This is a genomic window from Rhodococcus ruitaii, assembly GCF_055230935.1.
In genome coordinates, this window is record NZ_JBUYWC010000015.1 from 127,617 (window position 1) to 146,087 (window position 18,471).

General features: G+C 66.3%; 21 protein-coding genes. 9 read left to right on the forward strand and 12 right to left on the reverse strand.

All coding sequences use genetic code 11. From position 1 onward, the window contains the following. Positions 1–3 precede the first annotated feature (3 nt). Positions 4–1,239, reverse strand: a complete 1,236-nt coding sequence (locus ACZI8W_RS19680) for a CynX/NimT family MFS transporter (protein ID WP_463370186.1) — start codon at positions 1,237–1,239, stop codon at positions 4–6. Positions 1,240–1,250: 11 nt separating this feature from the next. On the opposite strand from ACZI8W_RS19680, the gene ACZI8W_RS19685 reads away from it, so the two are divergent. Beyond that, complete coding sequence (locus tag ACZI8W_RS19685) at positions 1,251–1,916, forward strand: FadR/GntR family transcriptional regulator (protein WP_463370187.1); 666 nt, start codon at positions 1,251–1,253, stop codon at positions 1,914–1,916. A gap of 89 nt (positions 1,917–2,005) precedes the next feature. Here the strand turns inward: ACZI8W_RS19685 and ACZI8W_RS19690 are convergent, their stop codons facing one another. Both ACZI8W_RS19690 and pheA read right to left on the reverse strand, forming a co-directional pair. Then, complete coding sequence (locus ACZI8W_RS19690; protein ID WP_463370188.1) at positions 2,006–2,668, reverse strand: histidine phosphatase family protein; 663 nt, start codon at positions 2,666–2,668, stop codon at positions 2,006–2,008. Further along, a complete protein-coding gene (gene pheA / locus ACZI8W_RS19695; RefSeq protein ID WP_463370189.1) occupies positions 2,665–3,579 on the reverse strand; it encodes a prephenate dehydratase in 915 nt (304 codons plus the stop codon). Before pheA ends, ACZI8W_RS19690 begins: the two co-directional genes overlap by 4 nt. A 124-nt stretch (positions 3,580–3,703) precedes the next feature. Between pheA and ACZI8W_RS19700 the strand changes: the two genes are divergently transcribed. Then, positions 3,704–4,363, forward strand: a complete 660-nt coding sequence (locus ACZI8W_RS19700) for a TetR/AcrR family transcriptional regulator (RefSeq protein WP_463370190.1) — start codon at positions 3,704–3,706, stop codon at positions 4,361–4,363. Next, entirely contained in the window at positions 4,360–5,625 is a 1,266-nt protein-coding gene (locus ACZI8W_RS19705) for a DUF418 domain-containing protein (RefSeq protein WP_463370191.1), read from the forward strand. The genes ACZI8W_RS19700 and ACZI8W_RS19705 overlap by 4 nt, the downstream gene beginning before the upstream one ends. Before the next feature lie 44 nt (positions 5,626–5,669). Here ACZI8W_RS19705 and ACZI8W_RS19710 read toward each other — a convergent pair whose 3' ends face one another. Together ACZI8W_RS19710 and ACZI8W_RS19715 are read right to left on the reverse strand one after the other, a co-directional pair. Further along, positions 5,670–6,131, reverse strand: coding sequence for a hypothetical protein (locus ACZI8W_RS19710; RefSeq protein ID WP_463370192.1), 462 nt, complete (start codon positions 6,129–6,131; stop codon positions 5,670–5,672). Between the two features lie 40 nt (positions 6,132–6,171). Beyond that, positions 6,172–6,840 carry a hypothetical protein gene (locus tag ACZI8W_RS19715; RefSeq protein WP_463370241.1) on the reverse strand — a complete coding sequence of 223 codons (669 nt, stop codon included), beginning with the start codon at positions 6,838–6,840 and terminating at the stop codon, positions 6,172–6,174. Between the two features lie 109 nt (positions 6,841–6,949). Here ACZI8W_RS19715 and ACZI8W_RS19720 point away from each other — a divergent pair, with 109 nt between their 5' ends. The 4 genes from ACZI8W_RS19720 to ACZI8W_RS19735 all read left to right on the forward strand — a co-directional run bounded on the left by ACZI8W_RS19720 (position 6,950) and on the right by ACZI8W_RS19735 (position 10,722). Further along, positions 6,950–7,717: a DUF2470 domain-containing protein gene (locus ACZI8W_RS19720; RefSeq protein WP_463370193.1), complete on the forward strand. Its 768-nt coding sequence runs from the start codon at positions 6,950–6,952 to the stop codon at positions 7,715–7,717. 44 nt (positions 7,718–7,761) lie between these two features. Continuing rightward, positions 7,762–8,568, forward strand: coding sequence for a CPBP family intramembrane glutamic endopeptidase (locus tag ACZI8W_RS19725; protein ID WP_463370194.1), 807 nt, complete (start codon positions 7,762–7,764; stop codon positions 8,566–8,568). Between the two features lie 91 nt (positions 8,569–8,659). Continuing rightward, positions 8,660–9,955, forward strand: a complete 1,296-nt coding sequence (locus ACZI8W_RS19730; protein WP_463370242.1) for an LCP family protein — start codon at positions 8,660–8,662, stop codon at positions 9,953–9,955. A 224-nt stretch (positions 9,956–10,179) separates the two neighbouring features. Then, positions 10,180–10,722 (forward strand): ferritin, encoded by a 543-nt coding sequence (locus ACZI8W_RS19735; RefSeq protein ID WP_463370243.1) that lies wholly within the window; start codon positions 10,180–10,182, stop codon positions 10,720–10,722. 84 nt (positions 10,723–10,806) lie between these two features. Here the strand turns inward: ACZI8W_RS19735 and ACZI8W_RS19740 are convergent, their stop codons facing one another. Genes ACZI8W_RS19740 through ACZI8W_RS19755 form a run of 4 tightly spaced genes read right to left on the reverse strand, consistent with a single transcriptional unit; the run spans position 10,807 to position 13,861 of the window. Continuing rightward, a complete protein-coding gene (locus ACZI8W_RS19740) occupies positions 10,807–11,721 on the reverse strand; it encodes a DUF5926 family protein (RefSeq protein WP_463370195.1) in 915 nt (304 codons plus the stop codon). Between the two features lie 9 nt (positions 11,722–11,730). Further along, positions 11,731–12,504, reverse strand: coding sequence for a glycerophosphodiester phosphodiesterase family protein (locus tag ACZI8W_RS19745; protein ID WP_463370196.1), 774 nt, complete (start codon positions 12,502–12,504; stop codon positions 11,731–11,733). Beyond that, on the reverse strand, positions 12,501–13,520 hold the full coding sequence (locus tag ACZI8W_RS19750) for a DUF4328 domain-containing protein (RefSeq protein WP_463370197.1): 1,020 nt from the start codon (positions 13,518–13,520) through the stop codon (positions 12,501–12,503). The genes ACZI8W_RS19745 and ACZI8W_RS19750 overlap by 4 nt, the downstream gene beginning before the upstream one ends. Next, positions 13,520–13,861, reverse strand: a complete 342-nt coding sequence (locus ACZI8W_RS19755; protein WP_463370198.1) for a rhodanese-like domain-containing protein — start codon at positions 13,859–13,861, stop codon at positions 13,520–13,522. The genes ACZI8W_RS19750 and ACZI8W_RS19755 overlap by 1 nt, the downstream gene beginning before the upstream one ends. A gap of 190 nt (positions 13,862–14,051) precedes the next feature. On the opposite strand from ACZI8W_RS19755, the gene ACZI8W_RS19760 reads away from it, so the two are divergent. Then, positions 14,052–14,984, forward strand: a complete 933-nt coding sequence (locus ACZI8W_RS19760) for an LLM class F420-dependent oxidoreductase (protein WP_463370199.1) — start codon at positions 14,052–14,054, stop codon at positions 14,982–14,984. Between the two features lie 15 nt (positions 14,985–14,999). Here the strand turns inward: ACZI8W_RS19760 and ACZI8W_RS19765 are convergent, their stop codons facing one another. The 3 genes from ACZI8W_RS19765 to ACZI8W_RS19775 form a co-directional block, all read right to left on the reverse strand. Then, entirely contained in the window at positions 15,000–15,593 is a 594-nt protein-coding gene (locus tag ACZI8W_RS19765; protein ID WP_463370200.1) for an Rv1733c family protein, read from the reverse strand. Positions 15,594–15,711: 118 nt separating this feature from the next. Further along, on the reverse strand, positions 15,712–16,380 hold the full coding sequence (msrA, locus tag ACZI8W_RS19770) for a peptide-methionine (S)-S-oxide reductase MsrA (protein ID WP_463370201.1): 669 nt from the start codon (positions 16,378–16,380) through the stop codon (positions 15,712–15,714). Positions 16,381–16,389: 9 nt separating this feature from the next. Beyond that, a complete protein-coding gene (locus ACZI8W_RS19775; protein ID WP_463370202.1) occupies positions 16,390–17,544 on the reverse strand; it encodes an acyltransferase family protein in 1,155 nt (384 codons plus the stop codon). A gap of 246 nt (positions 17,545–17,790) precedes the next feature. On the opposite strand from ACZI8W_RS19775, the gene ACZI8W_RS19780 reads away from it, so the two are divergent. Continuing rightward, the gene (locus tag ACZI8W_RS19780; RefSeq protein ID WP_463370203.1) at positions 17,791–18,414 is read left to right on the forward strand and encodes a superoxide dismutase; all 624 of its coding nucleotides are present in this window, start codon (positions 17,791–17,793) and stop codon (positions 18,412–18,414) included. The last annotated feature ends 57 nt before the right edge of the window (positions 18,415–18,471 follow it).

Genomic DNA, 18,471 nt, shown 5'->3' on the forward strand with positions numbered 1-18,471 from the left:
GGCCTACCGCGCAGCGGCGTCTTTTTCGCGCACGTCCGCCGTGTGCCAGCTGTCTTCGAGGGCACGCGGCTTACAGGCCTGGTAGCCACCGGTGACCAGCACGACGACCGCGACGATCAGAAGAGCGAACGATGCCGTCCAACCCGATGTGGCGTCGTGGAGGACACCGAACAGGAGGGGCCCTGCGCATGCGACGGCGTAGCCCACACCCTGCGTGAATCCCGACAACGCAGAGGAGCCGGCCTGGGTACGGGTGCGGAGGTTGATCAGCGTCAGCGCCATCGGGAAGGTACTGGGCCCGAGGCCGAGGAGCACGATCCACAGGACGGGCACACTCATCGGCGCGAGCCACAGCCCCGCGAATCCGACGAGCATGCAGGCCGCGCATGCGAGCACCGCGGGGAAGGGGTTGTTCATCCGGGCGCACATGGTCGGGCCACCGAACGCGCCGACGAGCCCCATCAGTGAGAACAATCCGACCATCGCTCCACCGAACGCGGGGCTCGCACCTGCGTCGCTCAGGATGTCGGGGATCCACGTGAACATCGAGTAGGTGACCAGCGAGGTCATGCCGAACATTCCGGCCATGCCCCACCCCACAGGCGAGCGCCAGACCTGACCGCGTACCTGAGGCGTCGCTCCCGTCTGTTCTTCCGCGGCTGCCCCGCGTCGACGGGCAAGAATGACGATCCAGGGCACTGCCGCAGCGAACCCGAAGACCGCCCAGACCCCGATCGACATCCGCCAGCCGAAGGCGTCGGCGAGGGGCACCGCCGCGAACGCCGGCGCGATGGTCCCCAACTGGACGCCGACGATGTACACCGAACTCACCAACGCCAGGCGATCGGAGAAATACCGCTTCACCAGCGGCGGAATTACGACATTGCCGATTCCCATCCCGCCGAGCGCCAGGGCGGAGAGCGCGAGCAGCGACCACGTTTCGTCGACGAACGCCCGCGCCGCCATGCCGACACCGGCCATGAGCATCGCGACCAGTGCGGTCCGTTCGAGCCCCCACCGGCGAGTCAGGTACGGGGTGCCGATCCCGAACAAGGCGAACATGGCGGTCGGCACCATGCCGAACACACCCACGACCGTCGATGAGAATCCGATCTCGTCGCGAATCTGCGATGCCAGCGGACTGAACGAAGTGACGGCAAGCCGGAGCACGAGTGCGGACATCGCGATCGCACAGAAGACAAGAAGACGGCCGCGTAGAAGACTCACGCCAGAAATCATAGGATGACAGGATGACTTTGGGACAACCCGTTCGGCGCACGAGCTTGATCTCGCAGGTCACCGAGCAATTGCGCACCGAGATCTGCAGCGGACACTGGGCCGTGGGCGACCGCATCCCCACCGAGCCCGAACTGTGTGAACTCACCGCAACGAGCCGCAACACCGTCCGCGAAGCCGTACAGGCACTCGTGCACACCGGGCTCCTCGAACGCCGCCAGGGTTCAGGCACCTACGTCGTCGCGACCTCCGTCATCGGCGGCACCCTCGGCAAGTACTTCGCGACCGCGCACGAGCGCGACGTGCTGGAGCTGCGGCAGACGCTCGACGTCACCGCGGCCGTTCTCGCGGCGCGACGACGTACCTCCGACGATGTCGCGCGCCTCGAGGAACTGCTGACCGAACGCACTCAACGATTCGCCGAGTCCGACACCGATACCGCGGTCGAAGCAGACATCGCGCTCCATCGCGCGATCGTCGCCGCCAGCCACAACGCCGTGTATCTCGAGTTCTACGATTCGCTGCTGCCGGCGATCCGGCAGACTGTCGATCGGCACGTCCACACGACCGGACGAGGATTCCACCACGAGCACACCGCACTGGTGACCGCAGTGATCGAGGGCGACGAGGCCGCCGCGACGGCAGCTGCACGAGCACTCTTCGCCGAGCTACTGGCCTGAGGCCGCGTCGGCCTGTGTTCCCGCGCGCCCGCCAGCTTCCCGCGCGCGCAATCGCGGCCGCGGGAGACTGAAATGGTCGCGGGAAGGTGTCACCCCATCGGGTCGTCGGCCCCGGCGCGCGCGGTGTCGCGGAAGGGTGCGTGGACAGCCGCCCACCGCACGCACTCCCATCCGCCACCGGGCACCGGCTCGAGTTCGACGGTCTCGGTGTTGGCCAGATGGTTGCCACTGGCGAAACCGCCGGGCACCTTTCCGAGGTACGACGCGACCAGACGGATGGCGGCGCCGTGGCTGACCACGACGATGTCGCCTGATCCCGCCTCGAGGTAGTCGGCGCGCAACTCGTCGAGCACAGGCACGAATCGGTCGAGTACGTCGAATGCGGTCTCGCCGCCGGGGACCCTCGCACGCAGGTCTCCGTCATGCCACGCCTGGTAGACCTTCACGAACATCGCGTGTGACTCTTCGTCGGTGCGGTCCTCGAGTTCACCGACCTGCACTTCGTGCAGCCCCGCGCGCGCCGACGCCTGCAGACCCACTGGGTCCTGCGCATGCTGCGCGGTCTGCCGTGCACGAATCGCCTCGGAGGACACGAGCAGCGTCGGCACCCGCTCGATGAGGTTCTTTCCGAGCGTCTTCGCCTGCGTGACACCGAGTTCCGTCAACTCCGCACCGGGCAGCTTCGTGTCGAGCCGCTTCTCGACATTCGCTACCGTCTGGCCGTGCCGGGCCAGGATCAATCTCCCGTTCAACTGTTTTCCTCTCCGCGCCGCAACTGCTCCAGCCACTGTGCATCGTCCTCGTCCGACACCGGGGCGACGCCTGGTTCGGACACTGCCGCCCACGAACCGAGGAACCGCACCTGGGCGAAACGGTGAAGTGCCTTGAGTGCTTCCGCGACGAGTGCGTCGTCGATATGCCCCACACAGTCCAGGTGGAAGAAGTAGGTACCGTATTCCTTTCGCGTCGGTCGCGACTCGATACGGGTCAGGTCGATACCGCGGGTCGCGAACTCCGTCATCGCACGCACCAGCGATCCCGGCTCGTTGGGGAGCTGCAGGATCACCGACGTGCGGTCGCGGCCGGTCCGCTTCGGCACCGGTGCCGGACGAGTGACGAGAACGAACCGTGTTCGGGCACCGGCGAAGTCCGCAACACCATCCGCCAAGACCTCGAGGCCCAGTCGGTCACCGGCGAGCGCGGTCGACACACCCGCGTCGACCTTGCCGGCCTCCACGTCCTCGGCGGCACCCGCGTTGGAGGATGCGGTCACGACCGTGGCGCCCGGCAACGTGTCGCTGATCCATTGCCGAACCTGGGCTGCCGCCACGGGGTAGGCGCCGATGGTCGCGATTCTGTCGCGTGTCATCCCCGAGCGCACCAGAACGGTGAACGCGATGTCGAGCTCGATCTCCGCGACGATCTGCAAGCGCGGCCCCATCGAGAGCGCGTCCATCGTCGGGGGCACCGATCCTTCGACGGAACTCTCGATGGGAACGACCGCAGCGTCCACCTCGCCATCGCGGAGCAGCTGCAACGTGGCCGGGGGGCTGGCTGCAGCGACACGCTCGACGGGTTCGTCGAAGACACCGAGGTCCTCGAATCGAGCGAGGGCCATTTCGGTGAAGGTTCCGGTCGGGCCGAAATACGCGATACGGGGCACGGGTTCCAGATTACGCACCGCCGGTGGCCGGGATGCGTCGGAGAAGTGAATCGCGTCGACGGGTGCATGCGCGAATCCGTGATTTCAGGGTTGCCCCTGCTGACCATTCGTCTATTATTTGGCCATGCGGTCAGAAAGTGGTGCGAGCGGACAGAAACGCCCTTCCCTGATCGAAGGCATCCGACGCGCGCAGATCATCGACAGTGCCGTCGAAGTGTTCGCCGAGTTCGGCTATGCGCAGACCTCCCTCGCGCGCATCGCCGAGCGGGCCGGCATCAGCAAGGGAGTCATCTCATATCACTTCGCCGGCAAGCAGGAGCTGATGGAGCAACTCGTGGAACACGTCTACGAGCAGATCACCGAATTCGTCGCTCCGCGGGTCATCCCCGGTCGCACGACTGTCGAACGGATCGGCACCCGCATCCGATCCGTCGCCGAGTACGTACGCACCCACCCCGCCGAACTTCGCGCACTCGCCGAAGTACTCAACAACCTCCGAGACGAGAGCGGACACCTGCAGTACGGGGACAGCTTCAACGAGCCCCTCTACCAGGGCCTGGAGGCCGAGTTCCGAACCGGACAGGCATCCGGTGAACTTCGCCCCTTCGACCCCCGCGTCATGGCCGTCACCGTGCAGGCCGCGATCGACGCGATGATCGCGTACTCGAGCACCTACCCCGATCACGATCTCGACGCTCACGCTGCCGAACTGGCGGACCTGTTCGCCCACGCCATCAGCGCGGCTCCCACATCGACCTACGACCGGCCCGAGGAGAAGCCATGACCGTCCACGAGACCACTCCGCCCGGAGCCACACCGCTCGCCGCTTCCGAGCGAATCCCCGGACCGGACTTGGCCCGAGGCTTCATGCTGCTGTTGATCGTCCTCGCGAACACCCCGTACTACCTGTTCGGCCACGCGCGTTCGGACTTCGGCGCACATCCCACCGACGGCACGACGCTCGACACCCTCGTCCAGGGACTGTTGATCACCACCGTCGACCTGCGGGTGTATCCGATGTTCGCGTTCCTGTTCGGGTACGGCCTGGTGATGATTCTCCGACGCCAATCCCAGCGTGGACTGTCCGAAACTCGAGCGCGGTCCCTGGTGCAGCGGCGCAACCTGTGGCTGATCGCGTTCGGCGCGGTACATGCACTATTGCTGTGGGGCGGCGACGTCCTCGGCGCCTACGGACTGACGGGCCTCGCCCTCGTGTGGCTATTCATGCGCCGCTCCGACCGCACCCTGCTGACCTGGGCCGGAATCGGCACGGCGATCGTCTTCGTCCTGGCGGCCTTGTCGGCACTCGAGGCCGTCGCCGTCCTTGCGGGTAAGGCCACTGCGAGCGGTTTCGATCCGGGATACGTCGCACTGGCCTACACCAGTGTCTCCACCGAGAGCGTCTGGGACGCGGCCGTGGCGCGGATGACGATGTGGCCATTGCAGGTGACGGTCGTCCAAGGACTGCTCGGGATGGTCGTCCCCGTCTCGATCCTGCTCGGGTTCTGGGCCGCGCGCCGCCAGATCCTCGAGCGGCCGAAAGACCACCGACGATTGCTGTGGGCTACTGCCATCGGAGGCATCACACTCGGTTGGGGCGGTGGGCTCGTGCACGCATTGGCTCATGCCGGGGTGATCAGCGGGCTGGAGACGGCAATGGCGTCGTTCGCCGCTCCGCAGATGTTCACCGGTCTGGCCTGCGGGCTCGGATACGTCGCGGCGTTCGGGCTGATCGGAGGGCGCCTGGCAGACCGCCCGCTCGGGCCGGTTGCGTCTTCCGTCAGCGCCGTGGGCAAACGGTCGATGACCTGCTACCTGGCGCAGTCGGTGCTGTGTGCGCCCCTGCTCGCGGCGTGGGGACTGGGGCTGGGCGCCGTATTCGGCAGTGCGGGCATGGCAGGGTTCGCTGTAGTGGTGTGGCTTGTCACCGTCGGCTATGCCGTCGTCCTGGAAAAGCGACGCAGCCCGGGCCCGGCCGAGGCTCTGCTGCGACGCCTCACCTATCGCCCGTCGGCTGAGCAAGTAACTACCGAAGCCGACCGATAGCGCTGCCGACGGTCACATCGTGGATCTGGCGGTCGACCACGAAGTTACGCCGGTGAAGACGCCTGAACCGATCGCTCCTTCGGAACCAGCAGCGCGAGCAGCGCAAGCACCAGGCCACCTGCCACGAGATACAAGCCCCAGCGACCGGCGAGCAGACTGTCGTAGCTCTCGCGCACGATACTGCCGAAGCTGTCGTTGAGCCGCCACCCGAACACCGCGATGGTGCCGAGCCCCACGATCACCCCCAGCCACCCCACGATGCGCGTACCCACCAGCGCGGCGACCAGCAGCAGTACCGCCGCCGCCAGAAGCAGGACGGTCATCGCCACAGAGAACTGAACGGCCTGGTTCTCCACCTGCTCGAAGGTGAATCCGGCCGGGAATCCGTCGCGCAGGTCGACGAGCGCGACATTGCCCGGCGCGATCTCGCCGACAACGGGGAAGAACGCGCCGACCGCAACTGCGATGGCGCAAGCGAACAAGACCAGATGGACAAAGGTACGCATGGGCATTCTCCTGTCGTTGGCGCACGGCTCCCAAGCGAATTCACGACGCTACCGCATAGCGGAGGCCGCCGATCACTCCGTCGACGTCATCGACCTCGACGGCGAGAAGGATTTGGCGCAACGCATCGGCGGCCTCGGGGATCAATCGGCTCAGGCGATCGACATCGGGTGCCGTGAGGGCGTCGCGGACGTCGAATCCGCTCAGCGCTGCCGCCGTGCCGGAGAGCAGTGCAAGCACGTCGGAGGCTGTTTCCCCGCGGGCAACGAAGCCGGTGTCGGCGTGCGCGAGCACGGCGAGGAAATCCGCGACGGCGTCCGGCCCGTGGCCGATCGGCAACCCGGGGATGTGCCCGGCTTCGGTGAGTGCGCGGGCCGTGTCGGCGAGGGTTGCGTCCGCGCGGGCCGGGTCGTCGACATGCACGTAGACGGCCAGCGGCGCCGGAGCGGTGAACGCGAGCACGTCGTCGAGGTCGGCGAGCGCGCAGTCGAGCTGGTAGCGAACAGGTCGCCAGCCTGCGGGTGACGGCGCTTCAGCGGAAGCATCGAGTTCGACGACGACGTCGCGACCGGGCGCCTCCGTGACCTCGTGCGCGGGAACGATCGGTGCTGCCGATTCCGGCCCGGACACTGTGAGCGCAGACCCGAGCGTGCTGTGACGACGGGTGATCAGCGCGTCGAGCAGACCACGTTCGTCCCGCGAGGGCGGCATTCCGAGGGGCAGGGGGATCGACACGCCATCCAGGCTAACTCTCGTGCGCCTTGCGACCAGCGTCACAATGACTTAGGTTTGCCTCACCTACATGACAAGGAGGGTCCGCATGCAGACCACCACGACCGACATTCCGGCGCCGACGACGGCAGAACGCGTGCGCACCGCCCTCATCCGCGCGGACACCACCTTCCTCGCGATCGACGGCTGCGACCCACTCCCGACCACCGTCCACTTCCTGCAGGACGACGGAACCATTGCGATCGTCGTACCGGCCGGGACCGCAGCCGTCGCACTCACCTGGCAGTCCGGGGCCACCGGCCTGCCCGCGATGCTCGAGCTGACCGATCACTCACCCCTGAACCTTCGCAACCCTGTCCGGTCGCTGATCTGGCTCAGCGGGAACCTGTTCCCCGTCGACGAACCGCGACAGGTCGCCGCCGAGGTCGCCGAGATCCTTCCGCACCCCGAACTCCTCGATGTCGGCCACAACTCCGAACTACTCGTCCTCCGACTCACCTCCGTGGTTGCAGCCGACACCACCGGAGCCGAATCCGTCGACCTCCCGGACGTCTTCGACGCCGCCCCCGACCCCTTCGCCACCTACGAGGCCGCATGGCTCGAGCACCTCGAGCAGGACCACGCAGACATCCTCGCCCGCATCTCACGGCGGATCCCGCCGTCTGCACGCACCGGCCGGATCCGTCCCCTCGGCCTCGACCGATACGGACTGCGCCTGCGCATCGAATCCGGCGACGGCGACCACGACGTCCGCATACCCTTCCAGGAACCTGTCGACGAGCCGAACGGCCTGGGCAAGGCACTGCGTCTGCTCGTCGGATGCCCGTTCATGAACGGAATGCGCGCCGGCCACTGATCGGGCCGCGCGCCTGTCGCCGGCATTCGGGCACAATCGCTCCCGTGACGACGATCCGTGCCTGGCTCACTCCCCCGCGCCAGAATCCCGCCACACCGCTCGACGCTTCCGAGCGCCGAGCGCTTTGGATCGAAATTGCGATCGTCCTGCTCGTCACTTTCGGGCTCAGCGGCCTGTCGTCGATCCTCTCGCTGCTCGAAGCCGCCCTCGCACCGGAACCGCTGTCCGATCAGACCGTCGCGCTGAATGCGCCGAGGTCGTCGCAGGAGTTCATCGACCTCGCGCGACAACTCCTCGGCGTCGTCCGTCTGCTCGCGTGGGCCGCACTCGGTCTCTACCTCCTGTGGCGCAGCGGCCACGGACCGAAGATCATCGGCTTCGCGCGTCCACTGCTGCGCCGCGACTGGCTTCCCGGTGCCGGGCTCGCCGCGCTCATCGGGTTGCCCGGTCTCGGGCTGTACCTCGTGGCACGTGCCGTCGGACTCAATCTCAACGTGGCGCCGAGCATCCTCGCCGACTACTGGTGGCGCCTGCCCACCGAGGTGTTGTGGGCCATCGCCAACTCGGGTGCCGAAGAAATACTGGTGGTCGCATATCTGATCACCCGGCTACGGCAGCTCGGGTGGTCCGAGAACGGATCGTTGCTCGCGTCGGCCCTACTTCGCGGCAGCTACCACCTCTACCAGGGGCTCGGCGGCGGATTCGGCAACGTCGTCATGGGCCTGGTTTTCGGTCGGTACTGGCAGCGCACCTCGAAACTGTGGCCCCTCGTGATCGCCCACGCGTTGATCGACTGCGTCGCGTTCATCGGGTACCAAGCCTTGCGGGGGCACGTCTCCTGGTTGTCGTGAACGTACAGTTGTCCGGGTGAACGGCGACCAACCCGATCCCCGGAACCGGCCGCGCCCACCTCAGGGGGCGCCGCCGCGCCGGCAACCGCCGATGCGCCGGCCCGTTCCGCCTCACGCCGCGCCTCCCCCGCCGGAAGGCAATCAGGTGCTCCGGCGCAACCCGGCTGCGCCGCCACGAGCGTGGTCGCAGGCACCTGGGTCCGAGCAGCGCGCCGCACCCGCGCCTCCCCGCCGGCAGCCACCGCCTCGCAGGCAGCCACCGCCACAGCAACCACCTCGTCGGCAGCCACCACCGCAACAGCAGCACCAGCCGCGGCAGCAACCCGAGCCGTTCGTCGACAAGAGACGCGCGAGGGCGGCACCACCGCCGGCTCCTCCGCGGCGTCGGCCCCCTCCGGTCGCCGAACCCGAACCGCGTCGCAGACGGCCCGGCGGCGCTCGGCGCACTCTGCGCCGCGTGGGTGCGCTACTCGCCGTCCTTCTCGTCGCTGCGGTCGCCGGTGTCGTCTACTTCGACGGCAAACTCGACCGGATCGATGCACTCGCCGACTACGAGGGCCGCATCGGCGACACCCCCGGAACCAATTTCCTGCTGGTGGGCTCCGACAGCAGGATCGGGCTGACACCCGAACAGGAACAGGAACTCGCAACCGGCGGCGACGTCGGTCCCGACCGCACCGACACGATCCTGCTCGTCCACGTCCCCAGCGGGGGTGGCGCGACCACGATGGTGAGCCTGCCTCGCGACTCGTATGTCCCCGTTCCCGGCTTCGGACAGGAAAAGCTGAACGCCTCGTTCGCCCTCGGTGGGCCACAACTGCTCGTCCAGACGGTCGAGGGCGCGACGGGAATCCACATCGATCACTACACCGAGATCGGCTTCAGCGGATTCGCGTCGATCGTCGATGCGGTCGGCGGTGTCGACATCTGCGTCCCGTATCCGATCGACGATCCGCTTGCGGGCCTGCAGCTCGAGGCCGGCTGCCAAGAACTGAACGGCGCGCAGTCGCTCGGATTCGTGCGTACCCGCGCCACCCCGCTCGCCGACCTCGACCGGATGAACAACCAGCGGCTGTTCATGTCGGCGCTGCTGAGCAAGGCGACCAGCCCCACCACTTTCCTCAATCCGTTCCGGCTGTGGCCGCTCGTCTCGGGTGCGGCCGGCTCGGTGCGGGTCGACGAAGGCGATCACCTGTGGGACCTCGGCCGGCTCGCGTGGGCAATGCGCGGCGAGACAGTGACGGCCACCGTGCCCATCGGCGGATTCGAGGATGTCTACGGGGTCGGCAATGTACTTCTGTGGGATCGCGAGCGCGCGATCGAGTTCTTCGGAGCACTCGAACAGGACCAGCAGATCCCGGCAGATCTTCTCGCGCCCGCACCCTGACCATTTTCCGGACACCCATTTCGACTGACGGACAAAGAATATGGTCCGGCTTCCCACGACGGGTGCGAACAGAATTCCGTCGCCAGCACGCCGAAATTTCCTGATGATCTTGTGTAAGCCAATCCTGAAATGACCCAGCTTAGCCAATGCTCCGACAAATCAGTCTAGCCAAAGCTTGGATGAAATAATCCCTGACCTGCACTAACGTCATCGACATGACAACAATGGGCGACACTCGCAAAACGAAATTCCATTCGCTGCTGCACGATCAGATTCGCAACGAATTCAATGCGTCGCACCAGTACATTGCCACCGCAATCTTCTACGACAATGCGGATCTCCCGCAGCTTGCCAAGCATTTCTACGCGCAGGCCGTCGAAGAACGCAATCACGCCATGATGATCGTCCAGTACTTCCTGGACCGCGACATCGCCGTCGACCTCACCGGGGTCGACGCCGTGCAGTCGCTGTTCGAGAGCGCCCGGGAGCCCATCGCTCTGGCCCTCGAGCAGGAGAAGGCCGTCACCGAGCAGATCGTCGAACTCGCCCGCACTGCGCGCGAGGAAGGCGACTACCTCGGCGAGCAGTTCATGCAGTGGTTCCTGCAGGAGCAGGTCGAGGAGGTCGCCACGGTGACCACGCTGCTGACCGTCGCCGATCGTGCGGGTGAGAACCTGTTCAATCTCGAGGACTTCGTCGCACGAGAACTCAACTCGAGCGAGCGTTCGAGCGACAACGCTCCGCTTGCTGCGGGCGGCAGCATCTAGTCAGCCCCGCTGTCTCCTGCGCGAATGGCGCACTCTGTCGGTTGAACCGATCGGGTGCGCCATTCGCTCATCGGGGGAGCCGAATCAACGCAACGTCACCTGACGGCTGCGCAGGCCGTCGCGTGAGCCGCGCTCCGCGACGGTGAGCGGCGACTCGTCGGCGAGCGCCGCATCGAGCCGAGCACCGAACTCGCGCGTCGCAGCGACCCATTCGTCGGGATGCTTCTCACGATCGAGGTCGAACACGGGCACCAGCAGACCGTGCGTGCGGAACGAACCCGCGAATCGCGACCCTTCACCGAGGTGTAATCCACCGGCAGCGTGCACGCGCGACAGTGCCGTCATCAGCGCATCCTCGTCTTCGGGCCGGATCCAGCGCAGGTGCGCCTTCTCTCCGGTGTCGACCCACCACGCCGCGACGAGATCTGCACCGTCGAGACGCGCCGAAGGCATCACGGCAGCGTTGGCCTGCTGCAGCGTCTGCGCGACATCGGGAGCGGCCTCGACACCTTCCGGGATCCACCACTGGAAATCCTGATGGACGATGATCGGCGGAAGCTCGTCGGCGACGAGCAGATCCTGCAGTCGCGCCGACTCCGGTGTCGGCTCCGCCACCTTCAACGACGTCCCGGGCTCCGCGGTGCGGGCCCACTCGACCGCCGCACCGAGCTCACCGGCCGGATCGGGGCCGAACGTCGCCAGCTGCAATCCGACGTACCCGACGACCTCGTCGCCTTCCTCCCGCGCCAGTGCCGCGACACCGCCCGGGAGGATGGTCGCGCCGACCACCCGGCGTCCGTCACCCGCGACCGGAAGGTCGACGAGTGCAGACGGCACGAACTCCCGCAATGCCACGAGATCGAGTTCGAGAGCGAGGCCCTCGAACGGTCGGGACGACGCGCCGGACGCCGCTTCCCGTTCGAGCCTGCGCTGCTCGAGCTTGGCGGCGCGATTGCTGCCGGGCTTGGGTCCGCTGTTTCTCTTGCTCTTCTTCGCCACGGCGCAAAACTACACGCCGGGCACCACCTCGAGTTGTGCCTTGGTGCGTCCGGGATGGTTGGTCGCCACCCAGCCGACGCCGAGAGCGCGGCACAACTCCACGTCTTCAGGCTCGTCGACGGTCCAACAGTACGTGGCCCGGCCCGCAAGAGCGGCCTTGTCGACGAGATCACGATGCTCGCGCAACGTCGCGACGGACGGGCCGATCGCGGTGGCGCCGACCGTCGTGGCTGCACTGCCGCCGAGGTAGCGCGACGTCTCCCCCAGCAATACGGTCGGCAGCAGCGGCGCCTGCCTCCGGATCCGCCAGACGGCGCTCGCGGCGAACGACATCACCACAACTCGGGAGAAATCCGCCGACGGGGGCGTCGCCAGCCCGAACCGCGACAGTTCGGCGAGCACCTTCGCCTCGACGAGGGCGCCGTATCGCACCGGATGCTTGGTTTCGACGAACAGCTTCACCGGCACACTCGTGAAGTCCATCATCAGTTCGAGGAGCTGGCGCAAGGTGAGCAGACCGGCGGGTTCCCCCGGTCGCCCGTAGTCGAACTCGGACAGTTCGGCGAGCGTCATCTCACTCACGACACCGGTCCCCGTCGACGTCCGGTCGATCGTGCGGTCGTGGACGCACACGAGGTGCCCGTCGCGGGTCAGCCGTACGTCGCATTCGAGCCCGTCTGCACCTTCTTCGAGCGCGAGTTCGTACGCAGCGAGGGTATGTTCCGCCTTGGCCGCGGACGACCCGCGGTGCGCAACGACGCGCGGCACGGCGAACTCGGTCATGGCGTCACCGCCCGAGCTCGTTGCTCGTCCTCCTGCACAGCGTGCCCCGGCACGGTCTCCTGCACAGCGTGCCCCGGCACGATCTCGGCGATCGGCGCATACGCCGGCCCGGTTGCCGCGGTGAACCTACGCATTTCGAGGGGCCTGCCCCGCAGGTCGGCGCCGTCGAACAAGCGGAGGACGCGCAGCGCCGCCAGTGCGACCACCGCGGCGAGGGCAGCGACGACGGCGGTCGACAGCACCGCGTCGGCCCGGGCCTGGAGCGTGTCGCGCTGACGCCAGAGCAGAACGAACACGAACAGCGCTGCGTTCGACACGATCAGCACCCACCACGTCCGGACGGCGAGCAGGATCCTCGGTTTGTCGTGGGCGATCTCGGTGAGGAACACACCGGGCAGCACAAGGTTGACGCCGGGCACCACCACACCGAACAACACCGAACCAGGCGAGCGGGGATCCGAGGTGCCGTGCTCGGCGAACACGCGTCGCCGAACCTCGATCAGGCGCAGCCCCGACGCGACCGCGGCTGCAAGTGCGACGAGCGGACCGACGATCTGGGTGGCCCACACAGCCGAGTCCGACAGGGCCAGGACGATCGGTTCGATCAGCCGCGTGCGGTTGACCAACAGCAGCAGGTATCGGGCCAGTTCAGCAACCGACGCGAGCCCGAACACCGCCGCCGTTCCGACCAGCAACGTGGGTGCCAGACCTGCGAGTGTCTCGGCTCGGGTCGGCTCTTCCTCGTGCGGTCGCGGCCGGTCGAGCAGTCCCCACTGTGGAATCTCGTCGTACGCGGGTGTCGCCGCGGGCTGCGAGGTACGAGGCGGCGTGTCTTTCGCGGGGTCGCGCTGCAGAGGCCGGACGACCCAGCGAAAGTTCCGCCGATCCGGCGGGACCGCAACGTGGGTATCGACGGGTGAGAGCAGCAGTCCGCGGCACGACGGGCACCACTGCCGCGCCTGGTATGTCACCGGCCAGCGAGTCTCGCAGCGAACGCAGATCTGGTATGCGGCCATCAGTAGATCTTCGCCGGGTCGTCGCCCTCACCGACCAGCGGCCGGTCTGCCTTCTGCCACGCCACCATTCCTCCGGTGACCTGGTAGGCGTCGTATCCGATCCGGTTGAGGTACTGGACGGCGCCGAGCGAACGACCGCCCTGGCGGCACACCACGTACACCTCCGCGTCGAGATCGATCTCCTCGACGTTCGACGGAAGATCGGCCAACGCTATGTGCAGTGCGCCGGGCGCATGCCCGAGTGCCCACTCGTCGGCCTCTCGTACGTCGAGGAGCACCGAGTCGGCGCCCGGTTCGGGAACCTCGTCCACCGACACGGTGGGCACATCGGAAGAACTCACGATTCCAATAGTGGCACGCGTCGATATGCGATGCAGCCGCGCGACTCACCATGCTGAAAATCCACAACACCCACGCGCAGCAGTTATCCACAGTTTCCACAGGTTCATCCCCAGGTATCCCCGACAGTCGAATTCCTCGCTCGAGACCGCTCACAATTCGCCGCAACCGGGTTCCTGAAACAATCGGGGAATGGAACTCAGGATCTTCACCGAACCACAGCAGGGAGCGACCTACGACGATCTGCTCGCGGTCGCGCAGACTGCCGAGCGGCTCGGCTACGGCGCATTCTTCCGCTCCGATCACTATCTCGCGATGAATTCGGACGGGCTCCCCGGTCCTACCGACGCATGGATCACGCTCGCCGGACTTGCCCGCGACACTTCCACGATCAGGCTCGGCACCCTCGTGACATCGGCGACTTTCCGCTATCCCGGCTCGCTCGCGATCTCGGTCGCCCAGGTCGACGCAATGAGCTCCGGTCGCGTCGAGTTCGGGCTCGGCGCCGGGTGGTTCGAGGAGGAGCACTCCGCCTACGGCATCCCGTTCCCACCGCTCAACGAGCGATTCGACCGCCTCGAGGATGCCCTCGCCATCATCACCGGCCTGTGGGAGACCCCGGTCGGTGAGAAATTCTCGTATGAAGGCACCCACACCCGGATTGTGGATTCACCGGCCCTGCCGAAACCGCACCAGCGGAAGATCCCCGTGGTGATCGGTGGTGCCGGAAAGAAGCGGACGCCGGCATTGGCGGCGCGCTATGCGAGCGAGTTCAACGTTCCGTTCAATTCAGTGGAGGCATCGACGACCCTTTTCGAGCGGGTGCGTCAGGCATGTCGCGACGCGGACCGCGATCCCGCCGAACTGACGCTGTCGAATGCGCTCGTGCTGTGCTGCGGGCGAGACGACGCGGAGATCGCTCGTCGTGCCGCGCGCATCGGCCGCGAGGTCGACGAGCTTCGTGAGAACGGACTGGCGGGAACACCCGAGGAGGTCGTGGAGAAGATCCGCGCCTACGCGAAGATCGGAACACAGCGGATTTACCTGCAGGTGCTCGATCTGGCGGACCTCGAGCACCTGGAACTCGTCGCGCAGGAGGTCATGCCGGCGGTTGCGGCCCTGTAGATTTCGGGAGCGCTGTCAGTGGCTGCTGGTGGAGCCGAGGAACGCTTCGATCTCCCTGCTCCACTCGCGGCTGCGGGCACGCTCGATACCCCAATGCGCCAGAGCAAACAGCCCGCACGCGGTCACCAGTGCAAACATGTAGATCCCGACGCCAGCCAGCACTGAGGTGAACTCGGCGGAAGACACGCTCATCGGCTTCAGCGTGAGAGCACCTGCGCGATCGACCCACACCTGCACTTCGTCGCCTGCTACCTCGGGACCGGTGATCTGCACATCGTCGTGGTGTTCGATACCGCGGAACTCCCAGGTGGCAGGAGCAGTGGACGGTGCGAGGTAGGAGAATTCACCCCAGCCCGCGTCGGTCATCACCGGATCGGCGTCGAGGGTGGCGGTGACCATCGTGCGCTCGGCGAGTTGTTGCTGCGCCATGGCGACCTGAGTGCTCTGGACGTTCGCGATGACGATCCCTGCGACAGGGATCATGATGAGCATCGCGGCGACGAGCAACGAAAAGAGGCGAGCTTCGACGCGATCGGTGCGGCGGACGAGGGGGCTACACCCGCGCAGACTCCGACGGACTCGCCGTAGGTACCCCGCTGTGGACGTCATCTCGGCACCCTGATCCCTTCCCCCGGTCGACACTCCTACTTTCCAGAGTGCTCGTCGACCGGGTGAGATTCAAGGAACGCCACTTCATCTCACATTGTGCGGTGCCACACAGTACAACTCACGCGCCGAGCCCGGCGGGGCAGCTCACACCGGTGGCGTGCACGGGACAGTAGCCGTTGGGGTTCTTCGCGAGATACTGCTGGTGATAGTCCTCGGCATAGTAGAACTGGGTGAGCGGCGCAATTTCTGTGGTGATCTTGCCGAATCCCGCCTCCGCGAGGCGCGTCGCGAAGGATTCCGCGGTGGCCTCGGCGACCTCGATCTGCGATTCGTCGAACGTGTAGATGGCGGATCGGTACTGCGTTCCGTGGTCGTTGCCCTGTCGCATGCCCTGGGTGGGATCGTGGTTCTCCCAGAACTGCTTCATGATCCCCTCGAAGTCGATCACCTCGGGATCGAAGACGACGAGCACGGCCTCGGTGTGCCCGGTGCGGCCGGAACACACCTCCTCGTAGGTGGGGTTGGGGGTGTACCCGCCGGCGTATCCGACAGCGGTCGAATACACGCCGTCGAGCTGCCAGAACTCCTTCTCGGCACCCCAGAAGCACCCCATGCCCACCACGGCGGTCGCGAGGCCTTCAGGAAAGGGAGGGACGATGCGATGACCGTTGACGTGGTGTGTCTCGGGAACCGGCATGGCCGCCGACCGTCCGGGCAGCGATTCTTCGGCTGCAACCATCTGGGACTTCGAGCCGGCGTGGGCGAGGATGTCGTCGAACCAGGACATGACCCGATGCTACGCGCGTGTCCGCGTCGTGACCTTTTCCACAGCGTCGGGAGCCTCGGGCCGCTTCGGGTGGAGCCATCGGTTGCTGATCCAACGGGCCGCAGGTACTTCGACACCGCGATACACCAGCTCGGATGCCAGCGCGACACCGATGAGCAGGCAGATCACGGCGCCTGTCATGCCGACGAATCCGACGGTGTTCTCGTAGATCCGGTACATGACGAGAGTGTGCACGAGGTAGATCGCGTAGCTGCGGGTCGAGACCCAGTGCACGACCCGCAGGCGACCGATCCTGCCGTCGTACCGGGACAGCAGCACCACGACCGCGAACACCACAGTGATCGTCCACAGGTAATGACTGCCGGCCCAGTACACCTGCATGTCGGTGGCGAGCACGATCACCTGGACCTGGGCGAGCAGAGCCACCAGCAGACCGCGGACGGAGATCAATCCGGCCCATGCAAGATAGGCGAGCTGCCCGAGAAACACGGTGGGCAGCGTCGCGGCGATCTTCGACAGGAACGGCACGGTGTACGGCTCCGGTATGTACAGGTTGTAGATGATCACGAGCATGCACAGGGCTGCCCCCAGCAGCGGCATGACGATGGGCTTGGTACGCAACAGCGACCGCCCGCTCACGCAGAACAGATAGAACATGATCTGCACGGCGAGCGTCCACGCCACACCGAGCACTGCAACCTGCGGTTTCAGGAAGAACGCACCGAGGAAGAAGCTGAGTGCTGCCTCGCCGTCGGTGACGGTGGTGTGGCCGCTGAACATGCCGTTGATACCGAAGCGGACCAGCAGGATCGCCGCGAGGATGCACACCCAGAACGCCGGGACGAGGCGCGCCGCGCGAGCGATCAGGAACTGTCCTCGTGGCTGTCGGATCGCGGAGCGGGTGATGAGCAGCCCCGTGAGCATCATGAAGGCCGAGACACCGACGAACGACAGGTGCATGTTGAGGCCGGCGCCTTCGGTCAGCACCGCGTGAACGACGTCGATGAACCACCACCCGGTACCCAGATCGTCGATCAGATAGAAGCAGATGTGCGAGTACACAACCGCGATCGCGGCGAGAAACCTCAGCAGGTCGAGCCCAGGCAGCTGGACACGGGGCGCCTCGGCTCCTCGTGTCGGAACGTCGAGCAGCGGCCGAGACACCTCCCAATGTTAGAGTCCCGTTCACCAGGTATTCCAATCGCGCACCCGATCGGGCGAGTCGGTGCAGGTAGAGGCGCCGCCGTTCGGGTTCGTGCGCATACCGGCGTCGGCGGGTCGCCGGTAGGGCAGGACGTCCCGCCCGAGCCCGAATGTTGCGGAGCGTGTAGTTATGGGTTTGGGTGGATACCCATATAGGCACGGACACAATCGAACGGGCTCACCAGGCCCGCAAAGAAGGGACCCTTCGTGGCTGAGTACACGCTTCCGGAACTGCCCTACGACTACGCAGCGCTCGAGCCGCACATCTCGGCGAAGATCATGGAGCTGCACCACGACAAGCATCATGCGACCTACGTCGCCGGTGCCAACACCGCTCTCGAGAAGCTGGCCGAGGCCCGCGAGAACGGCACCATGGCGGCTCAGGCCACCAAGCTCGAGAAGGACCTCGCATTCCACCTCGGTGGCCACACCAACCACTCGGTGTTCTGGCAGAACCTTTCTCCCGAGGGCGGCGACAAGCCGACGGGTGAGCTCGGGTCAGCGATCGACGATGCGTTCGGCTCGTTCGACAAGTTCCGCGAGCATTTCTCCGCGAACGCGAACTCCATTCAGGGCTCCGGCTGGTCGATCCTGGCGTGGGATTCGATCGGCCAGCGCCTGATCATCGTCCAGCTCTACGACCAGCAGGGCAACATCTCCATCGGCCTGACCCCGCTGCTCATGCTCGACATGTGGGAGCACGCGTTCTACCTGCAGTACCAGAACGTGAAGGCCGACTACGTCAAGGCGTTCTGGAACATCGTCAACTGGGCCGACGTGCAGGCTCGCTTCGAGCGCGCACGCACCCAGACCGCCGGCCTGATCGTCTAGTCACCGGCACCGTGCGGTAGGAGGGTCACCCTGCAGGGTGACCCTCTTCGGCGTTAG

What these genes read in the sequence shown, in the direction of transcription:
- ACZI8W_RS19745 (WP_463370196.1), bottom strand. Translation starts at nt 12,504, where the DNA reads ATGACCGAGTTCGCCGTGCCGCGCGTCGTTGCGCACCGCGGGTCGTCC.
- ACZI8W_RS19700 (WP_463370190.1), top strand. Translation starts at nt 3,704, where the DNA reads ATGCGGTCAGAAAGTGGTGCGAGCGGACAGAAACGCCCTTCCCTGATC.
- ACZI8W_RS19705 (WP_463370191.1), top strand. Translation starts at nt 4,360, where the DNA reads ATGACCGTCCACGAGACCACTCCGCCCGGAGCCACACCGCTCGCCGCT.
- ACZI8W_RS19685 (WP_463370187.1), top strand. Translation starts at nt 1,251, where the DNA reads ATGACTTTGGGACAACCCGTTCGGCGCACGAGCTTGATCTCGCAGGTC.
- ACZI8W_RS19720 (WP_463370193.1), top strand. Translation starts at nt 6,950, where the DNA reads ATGCAGACCACCACGACCGACATTCCGGCGCCGACGACGGCAGAACGC.
- ACZI8W_RS19765 (WP_463370200.1), bottom strand. Translation starts at nt 15,593, where the DNA reads ATGACGTCCACAGCGGGGTACCTACGGCGAGTCCGTCGGAGTCTGCGC.
- ACZI8W_RS19735 (WP_463370243.1), top strand. Translation starts at nt 10,180, where the DNA reads ATGGGCGACACTCGCAAAACGAAATTCCATTCGCTGCTGCACGATCAG.
- ACZI8W_RS19715 (WP_463370241.1), bottom strand. Translation starts at nt 6,840, where the DNA reads ATGCCGCCCTCGCGGGACGAACGTGGTCTGCTCGACGCGCTGATCACC.
- msrA (WP_463370201.1), bottom strand. Translation starts at nt 16,380, where the DNA reads ATGTCCTGGTTCGACGACATCCTCGCCCACGCCGGCTCGAAGTCCCAG.
- ACZI8W_RS19680 (WP_463370186.1), bottom strand. Translation starts at nt 1,239, where the DNA reads ATGATTTCTGGCGTGAGTCTTCTACGCGGCCGTCTTCTTGTCTTCTGT.
- ACZI8W_RS19730 (WP_463370242.1), top strand. Translation starts at nt 8,660, where the DNA reads ATGCGCCGGCCCGTTCCGCCTCACGCCGCGCCTCCCCCGCCGGAAGGC.
- ACZI8W_RS19710 (WP_463370192.1), bottom strand. Translation starts at nt 6,131, where the DNA reads ATGCGTACCTTTGTCCATCTGGTCTTGTTCGCTTGCGCCATCGCAGTT.
- ACZI8W_RS19760 (WP_463370199.1), top strand. Translation starts at nt 14,052, where the DNA reads ATGGAACTCAGGATCTTCACCGAACCACAGCAGGGAGCGACCTACGAC.
- ACZI8W_RS19750 (WP_463370197.1), bottom strand. Translation starts at nt 13,520, where the DNA reads ATGGCCGCATACCAGATCTGCGTTCGCTGCGAGACTCGCTGGCCGGTG.